The organism is Rhizosphaericola mali (assembly GCF_004337365.2).
Classification (GTDB): domain Bacteria; phylum Bacteroidota; class Bacteroidia; order Chitinophagales; family Chitinophagaceae; genus Rhizosphaericola; species Rhizosphaericola mali.
This window is the reverse complement of record NZ_CP044016.1, coordinates 2,436,478-2,451,458: the sequence shown is the minus strand read 5'-3', so window position 1 is coordinate 2,451,458 and position 14,981 is coordinate 2,436,478. Positions and strand designations below refer to the sequence as shown.

8 protein-coding genes are annotated in these 14,981 nt (G+C 31.9%); 6 read left to right on the top strand and 2 right to left on the bottom strand.

What is annotated here, in order from left to right:
- Nucleotides 1-245: 245 nt before the first annotated feature.
- Nucleotides 246-1,880: a dihydroxyacetone kinase subunit DhaK gene (locus E0W69_RS10660; RefSeq protein WP_131330046.1), complete on the top strand. Its 1,635-nt coding sequence runs from the start codon at nt 246-248 to the stop codon at nt 1,878-1,880.
- A 356-nt stretch (nt 1,881-2,236) separates the two neighbouring features.
- Complete coding sequence (locus E0W69_RS10655; protein ID WP_131330045.1) at nt 2,237-4,801, top strand: DUF5686 family protein; 2,565 nt, start codon at nt 2,237-2,239, stop codon at nt 4,799-4,801.
- Here the strand turns inward: E0W69_RS10655 and E0W69_RS10650 are convergent, their stop codons facing one another.
- Nucleotides 4,802-6,121: a sensor histidine kinase gene (locus tag E0W69_RS10650; RefSeq protein WP_131330044.1), complete on the bottom strand. Its 1,320-nt coding sequence runs from the start codon at nt 6,119-6,121 to the stop codon at nt 4,802-4,804. It abuts the gene before it with no gap.
- Nucleotides 6,122-6,130: 9 nt separating this feature from the next.
- Nucleotides 6,131-7,471 (bottom strand): sigma-54-dependent transcriptional regulator, encoded by a 1,341-nt coding sequence (locus E0W69_RS10645; protein WP_131330043.1) that lies wholly within the window; start codon nt 7,469-7,471, stop codon nt 6,131-6,133.
- A gap of 305 nt (nt 7,472-7,776) precedes the next feature.
- Between E0W69_RS10645 and E0W69_RS10640 the strand changes: the two genes are divergently transcribed.
- From E0W69_RS10640 to E0W69_RS10625, 4 genes are read left to right on the top strand one after another with little or no spacing between them, the layout of a single operon-like run.
- Nucleotides 7,777-9,027, top strand: a complete 1,251-nt coding sequence (locus E0W69_RS10640; protein WP_131330042.1) for an efflux RND transporter periplasmic adaptor subunit — start codon at nt 7,777-7,779, stop codon at nt 9,025-9,027.
- A gap of 24 nt (nt 9,028-9,051) precedes the next feature.
- On the top strand, nt 9,052-10,083 hold the full coding sequence (locus E0W69_RS10635; RefSeq protein ID WP_131330041.1) for a DUF4097 family beta strand repeat-containing protein: 1,032 nt from the start codon (nt 9,052-9,054) through the stop codon (nt 10,081-10,083).
- Nucleotides 10,084-10,114: 31 nt separating this feature from the next.
- A complete protein-coding gene (locus tag E0W69_RS10630) occupies nt 10,115-12,562 on the top strand; it encodes an ABC transporter permease (protein ID WP_131330040.1) in 2,448 nt (815 codons plus the stop codon).
- A 45-nt stretch (nt 12,563-12,607) separates the two neighbouring features.
- The gene (locus E0W69_RS10625) at nt 12,608-14,974 is read left to right on the top strand and encodes an ABC transporter permease (protein ID WP_131330039.1); all 2,367 of its coding nucleotides are present in this window, start codon (nt 12,608-12,610) and stop codon (nt 14,972-14,974) included.
- The last annotated feature ends 7 nt before the right edge of the window (nt 14,975-14,981 follow it).

Genomic DNA, 14,981 nt, shown 5'->3' with positions numbered 1-14,981 from the left:
AAACTTTAATTACGAAAACGTTGTAGTTGTTTTTACATTTATATTAAATTTTTTCAAAGAAATGTATGATTGTTACAGTGATTTATTTAAATATTAAACTAATAACTATTCACATATTTTTAATACTACAACGTTTTCGTATTGTTAAAATGAAATATTGTTTGGATAAAATGAAAATTAATTAAGTAAGATGTTTTATCTTAACCAAGGATTTGTTTGCTGAATTGAACCTTTAATTTGTATATATGAAATTTTTTAAAAATTCAAATGAAGATATTGTAAAAGAAGCGCTTACAGGATTAATTGCGAGTAATGATCAAATTGCGCTATTGGATTCATTTCCTAAAATAAAAGTTGCATTAAGGAAAGATTGGGATAAATCTAAAGTTGCGATTATCTCAGGAGGAGGTTCTGGTCATGAACCTGCACATGCAGGATTTGTTGGAAAGGGAATGTTGACAGCTGCTGTTTGTGGAGAGATATTTGCGTCTCCGTCAGTAGATGCTGTACTTGCAGCTATTATTGCTGTAACAGGAGAGAAGGGATGTTTATTGGTGATTAAAAACTATACTGGAGATCGTTTAAATTTTGGCTTGGCTGCAGAGCAAGCAAGAAATTTGGGATATAAAGTAGAGACTGTAGTTGTAAATGACGATATCGCGTTAGGTATTAGTTCTAATAGTAGAGGAATTGCGGGTACTATTTTTATACACAAAATTGCAGGTCAATTAGCAGAAGACGGCAAGAGTTTGCCATATATATTCAAAACTGCAAAACAAACTATTGAAAATATATATTCTTTAGGACTTTCCTTAACGGAATGCCAACGTTTTGAAGAAAATATAGAACATCGAATTAAAGATAAAGAGGTCGAACTAGGATTAGGGATACATGGTGAAGCTGGTGCAAAGATTATACCTCTTAATAGTGCGGATGTACTAACTACTACCGTAGCAAATGAACTATTGCCTTTTGCAGACAAGCATAAAGGTAAAATTGCTATAATGATCAATAATTTAGGTACAGCGATGCCTTTGGAGATGAATATAGTTGTAAATGCACTCTTGTCGACTAAACTTGGAAAAAAAATAAACTATATTATAGGTCCTGCTCAAATTATGACAGCCCTTAATATGGATGGTTTTTCCTTTTCTATAATACTGTTGGATAATGTAACTGAAAAGGCATTATTAAAAGAAAATTCTATTACTTCTTGGCCAGGTACACATATATTCAATCCTAAAAAAGCATTTGTAAAAATGCCTAAACTTCCACCTACAATTAAGGGGAAGCCTTCAAATCATCCAGCTGTTAAAAAAATAATTGAAGACACAGCTAAACTTCTCATTTCCATAGAAAAGGAAATGAATGATTTAGATGCCAAAGTGGGAGATGGAGATGCTGGATCTACTTTCGCGGCTGCTTCTAAAAATATATTAAATGAATTGAATAAATTACCATTAAATAATGGAAGTGATTTGTTGAATTCCATAGGTAGTTTGCTTTCCCGTGAGGCCGGTGGTTCTAGTGGTGTATTGATGTCTATTTTGTTTATAGCAGCTGGAGATGCATTCACACAATATAAACATTGGGGTAAAGCTCTTTTAAAGGGTTTGGAAACAATGCAAACTTATGGGGGTGCCAAGATTGGATCTCGGACGATGGTGGATGCTCTAGAGCCAGCGTTACTTGCATTGGCTGCGGATAAATCTTTAGCAGAAGTCGCTAAAGCTGCAAGAAAAGGTGCTGAAAACACAAAAAAAATTAAAAAAACAGATTTTGGTCGTTCTTCCTACATACCAGCCACAATTTTGAAAAACGTACCGGATCCTGGAGCGGAGATTATGGCGCGAATCTTTGAGAATTTAATAGAGGCGTAATTATTTTATTTAAAATGATTTTATCTTTTCTAAATTATATGCTTGTATTTAACGAATGTTAGCCTTTGGGTATTCTATCCAATCTTGTGATTAGTGCCGATGTATTAATCACAAGATTATTTTTTATATAAATTAAAAAAAATCTTAATAATAATATTTAGAACCTGCTCGATTATCGAACAATTTCTTGTTGAGCACAACTCCTGTGCTGTATTATTTACTAAACAATTTAGATTCTATTTTGTGTTTTAAAAAAAAGGGATATATTTAAATAATTATGTGATTAAATTGTTTTTAGATTCTACATTATATTAAAATTTAGTTGTAGGGTGTGAATTATTTGAAAATTGTTATCCTTGAAAATTAACGGCAGAAAAATAACTATTTCATCAAAACTATTGATTTGCTTTATAATTGTTTTGCTAATAGGTATAGGAAATATAACGGCGCAATCAATTAATAAAAAGATAATTATTATTGATTCTCTTTCATTGGAACCAATTGTAAACGTTTCCATTTTAAATAAGAATGGAGATAAAAATTTGGGATATACAAATGAAGCGGGAATTTTTTATTTGAAGTATGATAATATCAATTCTATTTTAATAACAGCAATAGGATATGAAAATACAGATATTAGCTTAACAAAGTCAGATTCAATTTTACAAATAAAATTAAAACCCAGACTTTCTAATTTAAATGACGTTATTGTAACTGCAGGTAAAAAAAAGAAATATAGAAATAAGAATAATCCAGCTGTAGAACTGATTAGAAAAGTAATAGAACATAAACCAGAAAATGATATTAACTATTTTCCTACAGCGAGTTATGATGAGTACGCTAAATTGTCCTTTTTTGTAGATAAATTTCCAAAGTGGATCAGCAAAAGTAAGATTTTAAAGAAATATGACTTTGTTTTGCGTAAAGACGATACCGTAACGATACCGGGGAAAAACTTACTTCCTATATATTTAGAAGAATCGGTAAGTAAAAATTACACTCGTAATAAGCCCAAATCCAAAAATTCAATTGTTAAGGCAGAAAAGCGGGTGGATTATGGAAAGTTTATAGATATCCGAGGAATTAGTTCTTTATTTAACCGCTTATTTGAGGATATCAATATTTATAACAATAATATTGAGGTGTTTACAAAACAATTTTTAAGTCCGATTTCAAATGCAGGCCCCGTTTGGTATAAATATTTTATCCAAGATACAATAGAAGATGATGGGCTTAAGTTAATTCGCTTACATTTTGTACCGCGTAATGATGCAGATTTATTGTTTAATGGAGAGATGTACATCACCCTTGATGGGCGTTATGCAGTTAAAAGTATAGAGTTTCAGACGGATGATAATATCAATCTTGGTGTAGTACGCAATTTTTCAGTGGTTCAACGATTTAATAAAGATTCTGCGGGACATTTTTATTTAGGATATTCTGACGTGACTTCTGATTTTGGCTTATATAAAAAAATGACAGGACTTATAGGAAGAAGAGTCATAAATAATACGGGCTTTCAAAGTGGTATGCCCATTGATGATAGTATATGGAAAATGAATGAAGATGTTTTGTTACGCAATCCTAAATCCGAATCGGATACTTTTTGGACGTCCAACCGTTCCATCCCATTGGACAATGGAGAATCTCATGTTTATGAAAGAATGGATAGCTTGCGGAAAATGAAATCTTTTCAAAGAGCTACAGATTGGTTTAATACAATCACCTCTGGTTACAAGACTTTTGGCAAAGTGCAAGCCGGTCCTATTCAATCATTTATTGACTACAATCCGGTTGAAGGATTTAAACCAAGATTTGGAGGACGCACAACGCCAGACTTTAATAAAAGTCTTTATTTTAATGGCAATCTTGCTTATGGTTTTCGGGATGAAAGAATAAAATATTTTGGAAGAGCTACCTATGCATTCAATCATAAATCAATATATTCTTATCCAGTACATTCTTTGTCTATAACGAAAATTTTTGATTCGAATATTCCTGGAACTAGCGATATTAATGAAGAGGGGAATTTATTTTTTGCAAGTAATTCTGGCAATTTTAATCGCTATTTTTATAATAATATTATTCAGGTTGATTATTTGAAAGAATTTGACGATCATTGGGCGATTGGTTTTGGTTTTAAGGATAAAATACAACGTACGACAGGAGATTGGGCGTTTATTCGAAATAATCCATTGGGTATGGATTCTACTTATCCATCAATAAAATCTGCACAATTAACTATGCAAGTGAGATGGGCGCCACATGAGCAATTTTATCAAAATGGTGCAAGGCGTCTCAAAATACCTAATGCATTTCCAGTTTTTACATTCGACTTTACAAAAGGAATAAAAGGGTTATTTAATGGAAACTATGACTATAACTATTTTCACTTGAATATACAAAAGCGTGTGTATATGTCTATTATCGGAATGTCAAAAATGACATTGGATGGAGGTTATCTTACAGGACGAGTACCTTGGCCGTTATTGGTAATACACACTGGTAATCAAGGTCTTGGTTACAGTATCACAGGATTCAATCTAATGAATTATATGGAATTTATGAGTGATCATTATGCTTCATTTTCAATTGAACATTTATTTAATGGATTATTTTTTAATAGAATCCCTCTTATTAAGAAACTAAAATGGCGAGAAATCGCTGGAGCAAAAATCCTTTTTGGTGGTGTGAGAAATGAAAACAATCCGAATTTGAATCAAAATGTATTATTGAAATTGCCTTATACTACAAATGCCCCAACTTATTTTCTCTCAGGAAAACCTTATGTAGAATTAAGTGCAGGTGTTTCTAATATTTTAAAATTTTTGCGTGTAGATTTAATTAAACGAATGACTTATTTAGATCATCCAGATATTAATAAATGGAGTTTAAAAGCTGCTATTAATTTTGAACTATAATTAAATTGAGATTATAAATTGACTTCCCTTTCCTTCAATTGAGTGTACGTATATACTGCCTCCATGTAATAGTATTATTTGTTTACACAAACTGAGTCCAATGCCGCTACCAGAGCCTTTAGTAGAAAAGAACGGAATAAATATTCTTTCTTGAATTGCAGTAGACATACCTTTGCCATTATCCACTACTTTAATCATTATTTTACCATTTTCCTTCGCTGCATATAGTTGAATACAAGGATTTATCGTCCCTTTCACCGCATCAATAGCATTGAGCATTAAATTAATGAATACTTGTTCCAATAAATTTTTATCTGCATTAATTTCTAGATGCATCTCAGGTAAAATGATTTCTAATTCGATATTTGATTGGGATAACTTAGGTTCAAATAGAATATCCATAGACTCAAATAATTCTCTAATGATAAACTTTGAAATTTTTGGTTGTTCAATTTTATTTAGATTTCTATAAGCCTCTGCAAATCTAATTAGACCTTCACTTCTGTTTTTGATCGTTTCGATTCCTAGGATTACATCTGCATCATAGTCTTTTTTGCTGTCTTTCATTCCAATTTCAATTGTAGAGGCAAGGGAAGAAATAGGTGCGATGGAGTTCATGATTTCATGTGTAAGTATGCGTAATAATTGGTTCCATGCTTGAGATTCTGTAATATCAACAACTTCACTAATATTGTAAAATACGATAAGTTGCATTAATCTTCCTTCTGTCTTGAATTGTGAACTAGTTAGCTGCATATTGATGGTCTTACTATCTTTTTTTAAAGAATATAATATGCTTTTGCCTGGTTTGAGATGATGTATTAGTTCGAGTAAGGAAATGTATTTCCATTTTAGGGATTGAATATTTTTAAAGTATGGAATTGCTAACAAAGTTTTTAGGGATTCGTTCATCCATTTGACTTCACCATTTTCCATGTCATAGAGTAAAATCCCGTTATCGAGTAACTCCAACATTTTTTGTAAATACTGATATTGAGTCTCTTTTTCCTTAGAAATATCCAAAAATTCTTTGTTTATCGCATTGTAACCTTTTCTAAATTCGACAAATTTTACATTTTTACCTGTATTAAAAAATTGGGAAAAATCATGATAGCGAATACCTTCGACAAATTGTTCAAATTCTAATTGAATTTTCGAAAATATTTTATAAAAAAGCCATAGTTCTATTATGAGGACAATAGTTAAAATACAGGTTATCTCTATATATTTTTGAATTGCTACAAATATCAAAATACCTATAGTGATTACTATAACTAGAGAACGAATAAATATACTTTTCTTGTAAGAATGATCTATCATGATAGTAAATTAAAGATCATATTTGTTAAGTCTTCTATAAAGCGCAGTTCTAGTAAGTCCTAATTCCTTTGCAGCTCGACTGATATTACCATTATGTTTTTCTATCACTTTTACAATAGTTTCTTTTTCAAGTGTTTCGAGATTGGACGTATTATGATTTGATTGTGTAAGTATGGTATTCTTTTCTAGTGGAGAAAATAACATATCTTCTGGTGTTAGTATAGGACTTTCTGCCATGATTACAGCTCTTTCAATCGTATATTGTAGTTCTCTGACATTCCCTGGAAATGGATAATGCAATAGTTTTATTTTAGTGGCATCATTGATCACCATTTCTGATTTTTGGTATTTGCTACAATAAAATTGCAGAAAATAATTCGCTAAAATTAAAATATCGTCTCCTCGTTCTCTTAATGGAGGTACATTAATTTCAACAGTATTGATTCTATAGATCAAATCTTTTCTAAATTTTTGTTCATTTGCTAATTCGGACATGGGCGTATTTGTAGCACATATTAGGCGTATATCTACAGATATAGGTGTACTACTGCCAAGAGGAGTGACTTGTCTATTTTGTAGTACCGTTAATAATCTAGCTTGTTGAGATAGACTGATATTTCCTATTTCATCTAAGAATAAAGTGCCTTTGTTTGCAGATTGAAATCGTCCCAATCTATCTTCTCTAGCATCTGTAAATGCTCCTTTTTTATAGCCAAATAACTCACTTTCGAATAAAGTTTCGGTTAAGGCTCCAAGATCCGCTTTGATATATGCTTCTTTATATCTAAGTGATTGTTCATGTATTGCGGAAGCTATTAAATCTTTACCCGTACCATTTTCTCCCAAAATCAAAATATTTGCATCCGTAGGAGCTATTTTTTCTAATTTCCTAAATATATTTTGCATAGGCATACTTTCTCCCAATAAATGTTGAAAGTTGGCCCGTTGTTCTTTTTTATTACCTTTTCCCTGTAAGACATTTTTTATATTCTCTAATAGTTTTTCATTATGCCAAGGTTTAACTATAAAATCAGTAGCTCCAGATTTTAAAGAAGTTATAGCAAGGTCAATATCTGCATAAGCGGTAATCATAATGATAGGTAAATCAGGAAAGGATCTTTTTACGGTACTTAACCAGTATAATCCTTCATTTCCAGTATTAATACTTGCTCTGAAATTCATATCTAGAATTAAGATATCTACTTCGTTTTTCTTAATTAATTCTAATACAGCATCAGGTTGTTTGTCGACTATAATAGATTTAACTAATGGTTTAAGTAATAATCTTACAGCTGTTAATACATCTGTATCATCGTCTATTACGAGTATGGTGGCTTGTTTAAGGTTCATTATTATTAAAACATATTTGTTTGGTTATTACTCAGAAACAAATATACCATATTTCTAATTGATTGATTGTTAGATATTAAGCAATTATTTTTTGTATTTTTTTCGTGCGTATGCGGACAATAAGTGTATCAAAACCGAACATTAATATTATTTCATTTTTTATTAACTTATTGAAAATCAGGTTATTGGTATTGTGGCATTTACTTGGCATTTACATAGAAGAAATAAATAATTCTCATGTGTTTAATGTCGGATGTTTCTACATCTGGCAAATTTTTTAAAAATACAAAACTGAACTAATAAGGATGGATAAAGTAATTGAAAAAAAGAAATGGAGCGGCAAAAGAATCGGACTGATCATCGGTGTATTACTATTGATTGGATTGATTGCCGGTAGTGTTTACTATGCTGCTGGAGGTTCTAAATTGAATGTAGAAAAAGAACGAATTACTATCAGCGAAGTAACAAAAGGTAATTTCAAAAATTATATTCCTGTAAATGGAGTTGTTATGCCCGTGACTACTATTTATTTGGATGCGATGGAGGGTGGAAGAGTGGAAGAAAAATTTGTAGAGGATGGAACAATGATGAAAAAAGGGCAACCTATATTAAGACTTTCCAATCCTGATCTAATGATGAATCTTGTAGCCGAACAAAACGGTGTTTATAACACATTAACGCAAGTACAAATTGCTCAAAATAGTGCAAGACAAACAACCGTCAATAGTATGAATTCCCTCGCAGATGTTGAAAGTCAATTAACAGAAGCAGAACGTTTATTTAATTTGGATAAAAAATTGATCAAAGAAAAAGTAATTGGTTCGCAGGACTATAAAAAAGATGAAATAAACTATAATTATCTACAAAGAAAAAAAGAACTTCAAAAGCAAATTTTGAGTCAGGATTCTACGACTAAAACACAACAGCTAACACAAAATACAAGGTTATATGACGGTGCTCAAAAAGCATTAAATCTGATGAAGCAAAAGGTAGAAGATTTGATAGTGAAAGCTCCCGTTGATGGTCAATTGACTTCTTTAGATGCGGAGATTGGACAGAATATAAACAAAGGAGCTCGTCTTGGACAGATTGATGTGATCAGTAGTTATAAAGTGAGAGTGGATATTGATGAGCACTATATTAATAATGTATTCCCTGGGCTTATTGGTACTGCTCAAATTGGAACAAAAACGTACCAATTATCTATCAAAAAGATTTATACTCAGGTGGCCAATGGAAGGTTTCAAGTAGATATGATTTTCAACAATTCTGCACCCACTAATATGCGTCGAGGTCAGACAATTCAAATCATGCTAACACTTAGCGACGACAGACCAGCGATATTGTTGCCTCGTGGTGGATTTTACCAACAAACAGGTGGTAACTGGATTTTTAAAGTGAGTAGCGACGGAACCAAAGCATTTAAAGTAGATATTCAAGTAGGTGGACAAAATCCAGACTATTACGAAGTGTTACATGGTTTACAACCAGGAGACAAAGTTATCACGAGTAGTTATGAAAATTTTGGTGATAATCAAGAATTGATTTTAAAATAATTGAGTAATTTAAAAACAGATCAAATGAAAAAGATATTATTAGGTGTATTAATCGTAGCTGCTATATCAACAACTTCTTGTTCTATCAATATCAATGGTGTCAATGCTATGAGCACTTCTGACGGTGTTTCTGAAAAATATCTCATCAAAACTCAGGATTTAGATGCTGCACAATTGAAGAAAATTATAGGCTATAGCGCTAGTTCAGATTTTTTAATTTATGGAGATGGGGATCAAAAAGCCTATGTGGAAGTATATGTTCAATCTCAAAATAAAAAGCAAAAAAAGGAGGATCTTGAAAAATTATTAAACCAAAGAAGCGATGTTTCTATAGTTCAAAATGGAGAAACGCTTACAATCGCATCTAATACTAAAAAAGGAATAACCTGGAGTAATAGTGATCGTCTCAATGTATCTTTTAAAATACACGTCCCTAATCATATCGCAACTACTCTTACTACCTCATCTGGTGATATTGCTATGGAGAATTTGTCGGGAGATGTGAAAATTAAAACAACTAGCGGAGATGTCTCTGGCTCTACAATAAAAGGTGAGCTAAATATTGAAACAGCTAGTGGAGATATTCAACTGTCTGTAGTAAAATCTCAATCAATTCATTTGAATACGGCTAGTGGCGACATACAGATAGAAAATGCCAAGACAAATACATTAGCAATCGGTACAGCAAGTGGAGATGTTAGAATTACGGATGCAAATGGTAATACTACAATAGGAACCGCTAGTGGTGATATTAATGTCAAACTTAACAGTGGTAGTTTGGTAACTAATTCGGCAAGTGGTGATCAACAACTAACTATATTAAATCCGATTACTGAAGTGAAATTAAATGCGGGTTCGGGAGATATTAATTTGTCTGTTCCGAAAACTGTCAAGGCCAATATTGATTTGAAAGGTAGTTCGGTTTATATGGCTAACAATATGGGATTCAAAGATGCTAATATAAATAATAAAAGTACCAATGGAATCCTTAATGGTGGAGGTATGCCAATATCGATAAGAACTGGCTCGGGTGATATTCATTTAAATTGGAATTAATCGTATTTGAAGCTTTATCAAAAACTATACTATGTTTAAAAATTATTTCAAAACCGCGTTTCGGTCTTTATTGAAAAATAAAGCCACTTCGATAATCAATGTTTTAGGACTCTCAATAGGCATATGTGCTGCATTGATTATTTTTTTAATAATAAAACATGAAAATAGTTTTGATAAATGGGAACCTGATAATGATCGCATTTTTAGAATATTTACCCAATATGGACCCAAAGATGCCAACTCTGGTATTCCGATGGTGGCACCAAAGGAAATTAATAGTAAGATTACGGGAATTGATGTAGTAGCACATTTTATCAATCAATCTATGGATGACGCAACTATTGAAATTCCGAATGGAAGAATGGAGAAAAGTAAAACTTTGAATGCTACTCCTGGGATTGTATTTGCAGATGATAATTATTTTAAAATATTCCCAACAAAATGGACTTTTGGGAATCCTACCTCGCTTGAAAAATTGAACAATGTAGTTCTTTCGGAATCAATAGCTAGAAAATTTTTCCCAAATATGACTTTTCAAAATATAATGGGAAAAACAATAGTATTTAATGATTCTATTCAAACAATTGTTTCAGGCATTGTATCTGATGATAATAGAATTACGGATTTCAATAACAATATTTTTATATCCTTAAAGACATTGACAGAAACCGGTTTGGAAACATCTCTTGTCGGTACTCCAGGATGGACAAATATTAATGGTTCTTCTCAATGTCTTGTAAAGATCAACGACGGTGCAAATGTAAAAAGTATAAACAGACAATTAAAACAACTATTTACTTCAAATATTACGAAAGAATCTAATGATTTTGTAGATTTTGGAATATTGCAACCATTGTCTAATATACATCTGAATACGATGATAGATGGAGAGAGTGCAAACAAAAATAATAGAAATATCATTTTGTTAGGAATCGTAATTCTATTATTAGCAAGTATCAACTTCGTGAATCTTACTACGGCACAATCAAGTTTAAGAGCTAAAGAAATAGGTGTACGCAAGACTTTTGGAAGTGACAAGAGACAGATTATAGTACAGTTTCTTTCCGAAACTTTTTTGTTAATGTTAGTGTCTTCCGTACTTGCTTGTGTTTTATATCCTGCCTTATTCCAATTGTTTAAGGGATTCATTCCACAAACAATGAAATTAAATGCTTTGCTTCAAGTTTGGACTCTGTTCTATTTGTTAGGTTTGATCTTGATACTTACTTTCTTAGCAGGTTTATATCCTGCTTTGGTAATGTCTAATTACAAACCTATTCAGGCTTTGAAAGGAAAAATTATACATTCTGGAAAATCTGAAAAGGTCTGGTTGCGACAATCTTTGATCGTTTTTCAATTTGTAGTTGCACAAGTATTTCTTATTATAGTTTTTGTTATAAGTAAACAAATCCATTATGTATTGAATAAGGACATGGGATTTAAAAAAAATGCAATAGTTTCGTTCTATACTCCAGAATGGCGTGAAAGTGGAACCCATAAAAATATAAATATTCTTTATAACGAAATAAAGAATATACCTGGAATTCGAAATGCAAGTATTGCATCTGGGACACCTGCTTTTAATGGATTTAGTACTACAAGTCTATCGTATGGTTATAAAGGAAAAATACATGATTTAGATTATGTTCATTTGCGAAATATAGATGATAACTATATTGATGTATTTGGACTTACTTTATTAGCTGGAAAAAATGTGCGAATTGATACGAGTGCGAAAATTCCAGATGTTTTGATTAATGAAACATTGATGAAACAAGTTGGTTTTACTTCTCCAAATGAAGCTATAGGAAAGTATCTGATGGGAGGAAATGCAGATTCTTCCATAATTTCCGGAGTTGTTAAAGATTTTAATATAATGTCATTAACCAATTCTATAAAACCAATGATCCTATTTGCCAATGATTTTGGTTATGCGAATAAGTTATCAATTAATTTTAGATCTAACAATGTGGAAGATTGGAAAAAAGCATTGAAAGACGTAGAATTTTTATACAGTAAACTTTACGTTGGTAAAACATTTGACTATCAATTTTACGATAAAACTATCGAATCGCTCTATTCTACGCAGATTCGTTTAAATACTTTATTGAAATGTGCAACTGGATTATCTATTTTCATTAGTTGTATGGGGTTGATCGGGTTAGTAATGTTCCTCGCCAACCAACGAACCAAAGAAATCGGCATCCGAAAAGTTCTTGGCGCCTCTATCCCACAGATTTTAAGTCTGTTGTCCAAAAATTTAGTTCGGTTAATAGTTTTAGCCTCTGTTATTTCCTTTCCTATAGCTTGGTATTATTCGCATAGTTGGCTGGCAGACTTTGCGTATAAAACTACTTTGAGTTGGTGGATATTTCCGATATGCGCAATTGGAATGTTATTAACGGCATTGCTTATAGTTTGGACTTGGTCAATGAAAGCCGCCAAATCCAATCCTGCTGAAATTTTACGAACAGAATAATAGTACTCATATTTCTCATCTCACCTTTCACTTTTAAGTTATTTTATGTTTAAAAATTATTTCAAAACCGCGATTAGAAGCCTCCTGCGAAACAAGGGATACGCTACACTCAATATATTGGGTTTGGCTATCGGTATGGCGAGTACGATATTAATTGTGCTCTGGGTGATGAATGAAATAACAGTGGATAATAATTATGAAAAATCAAATAGACTTTATATTTTAAATAGTAGAGGTGAATTAAATGGAACACTTACCGCATGGAATTGGACCCCCGAAGTATTAGCGACTACTATCAAAAAATCATATCCCGAAGTAGAAAATGTTTCTCGTGTTTCACAAACTCAAAATTTAATAGGATTAAATGAGCATAAAATTTCAGCTTCAGGTTATTATGTAGATTCTTCTTTTTTGAATATGTTCAATTTCCCTATTTCAGGAGATGTAGATAACTCTCTTAATGCAGCCAATCGTATTGTATTATCTAGTCAATTGGCAATCCAACTATTTGGAAAAGAGGATCCAGTAGGAAAGGTAGTTAAAGTTAATAATTATGATCCTTTTATAGTGAGTGCGGTTTTGGATATACAAAAAGTTAATACAAGTTTTAAGTTTGCCTATCTATTGCCTATGAGCTATTATGAGGCTAAATATGGAACAGACTATGGTTGGGCTAATAATTCTGGGCAAACCTATATGACTTTGAAACAAGGAGATAATGTAGACGTCTTTAATGCAAAGATAAAAGATATTGAAAAGTCACATACTCGACATGGAGCGGAGCCAATTAATAATGAAATTTTTGCTTATCCTTTTTCTAAATTTTATCTATATGGTCGTAACGATAATGGAAATTATGTAGCAGGTCATGTAATTACAGTTAGAATGTTTTCTATAATTGCTAGTTTGATTTTATTAATTGCGTGCATAAATTTTATGAATTTGAGTACTGCTCGAAGTGAAAAAAGAGCTAAAGAAGTAGGAGTAAGAAAAGTTGTCGGTGCGAGTAAAGCAACAATCATTTTGCAGTTTTTGTTAGAAAGTATAATTATTTCTTTTGTTTCTTTTGTTATAGGGTTAGGGATTATAGTTGCTGTATTACCTTTCTTTAATTCATTAATAGATAAACAACTATTAATTCCTTTTAAAAGCATATATTTTTGGTTAATTAATGTTGCATTTATAGTATTTACAGGTCTATTGGCTGGCAGTTATCCTGCATTTTTTCTTTCTGCTTTTAATCCTGTGAAAATATTGAAAGGAGCCTTTCGTTATTCAAAAAATAAAATAAGTGCACGTTCAGTTTTAGTTATTGTTCAATTTACTTTTGCCATAATATTAATCATTTCCACAATTGTGATTGCTGGACAAATGTCTCATTTGCAAAAACGAGATCAAGGTTACAAGCAAGATGCTTTAGTATATACCAATATGATTGGTGATATTTCTCGAAATTATCCATTGATACGTAATGCATTATTAGCTAGTAATGCAGTGACGTCTGTTAGTAAAACGATGTCGCCAATAACGACGCAATATGGAGATATTATGGGTTGGTCTTGGGATGGAAGCACTTCTGAGGATAAAAAAATAGATTTTGGGACCTTTGGCGTAGATGCTGATTTAGAAAAAACTTTTGGGCTGAAAATACTAGAAGGACGTTCCATAGATATTTATCATTTTCCTTCTGATAGTAATGCTGTTCTTCTAAATCAAACAGCAGTTAAAACTATGCGATTGAAAAATCCGATTGGAACATTGTTAAGGATTGATAAGCAAACATGGAAGGTGATAGGCGTCGTACAAAACTTTATCATTAAATCTCCAAATGAAAAGATTGAACCGATGATGATACAAGGACCCAATACATGGTTTGACTGTGTCCATTATAGATTAAATTCAACACGATCTACAGAAGAAAATTTAAAAGTAATTGCAACTATATTTAAAAAGTATAATCCATCTTATCCTTTTGAATACACATTTGTTGATACGGACTATGCTAGAAAGTTTGAAGATATACAACGAATTAGCAAGTTAACTTCTCTATTTTCAGGATTAACGATTTTTATTTCCTGTTTGGGTTTGTTTGGATTGGCTGCTTATATGGCAGAAGCAAGAACCAAGGAAATTGGCGTACGCAAAGTATTAGGTGCTTCTATAGGTGGCATAGCTACACTTTTATCTAAAGATTTTCTAAAATTAGTTGTTATAGCATTGTTACTTGCTGTGCCTATCGCATGGTATGCCATGCATCAATGGTTGATAGGTTACCAATACCGAATCAATGTGCCCATATGGGCATTTTTCCTTGCAGGATTTTTATCTATAATTATAGCCATTCTTACAGTTGGCATCTTAGCAATACGAGCAGCAAGAGCCAATCCAACTAAATCATTACGAACTGAATAATCACAAT

Excerpts from the sequence above, each read along its gene's own strand:
- E0W69_RS10635 (WP_131330041.1), top strand. The coding sequence starts at position 9,052 with ATGAAAAAGATATTATTAGGTGTATTAATCGTAGCTGCTATATCAACA.
- E0W69_RS10640 (WP_131330042.1), top strand. The coding sequence starts at position 7,777 with ATGGATAAAGTAATTGAAAAAAAGAAATGGAGCGGCAAAAGAATCGGA.
- E0W69_RS10630 (WP_131330040.1), top strand. The coding sequence starts at position 10,115 with ATGTTTAAAAATTATTTCAAAACCGCGTTTCGGTCTTTATTGAAAAAT.
- E0W69_RS10660 (WP_131330046.1), top strand. The coding sequence starts at position 246 with ATGAAATTTTTTAAAAATTCAAATGAAGATATTGTAAAAGAAGCGCTT.
- E0W69_RS10645 (WP_131330043.1), bottom strand. The coding sequence starts at position 7,471 with ATGAACCTTAAACAAGCCACCATACTCGTAATAGACGATGATACAGAT.
- E0W69_RS10625 (WP_131330039.1), top strand. The coding sequence starts at position 12,608 with ATGTTTAAAAATTATTTCAAAACCGCGATTAGAAGCCTCCTGCGAAAC.
- E0W69_RS10650 (WP_131330044.1), bottom strand. The coding sequence starts at position 6,121 with ATGATAGATCATTCTTACAAGAAAAGTATATTTATTCGTTCTCTAGTT.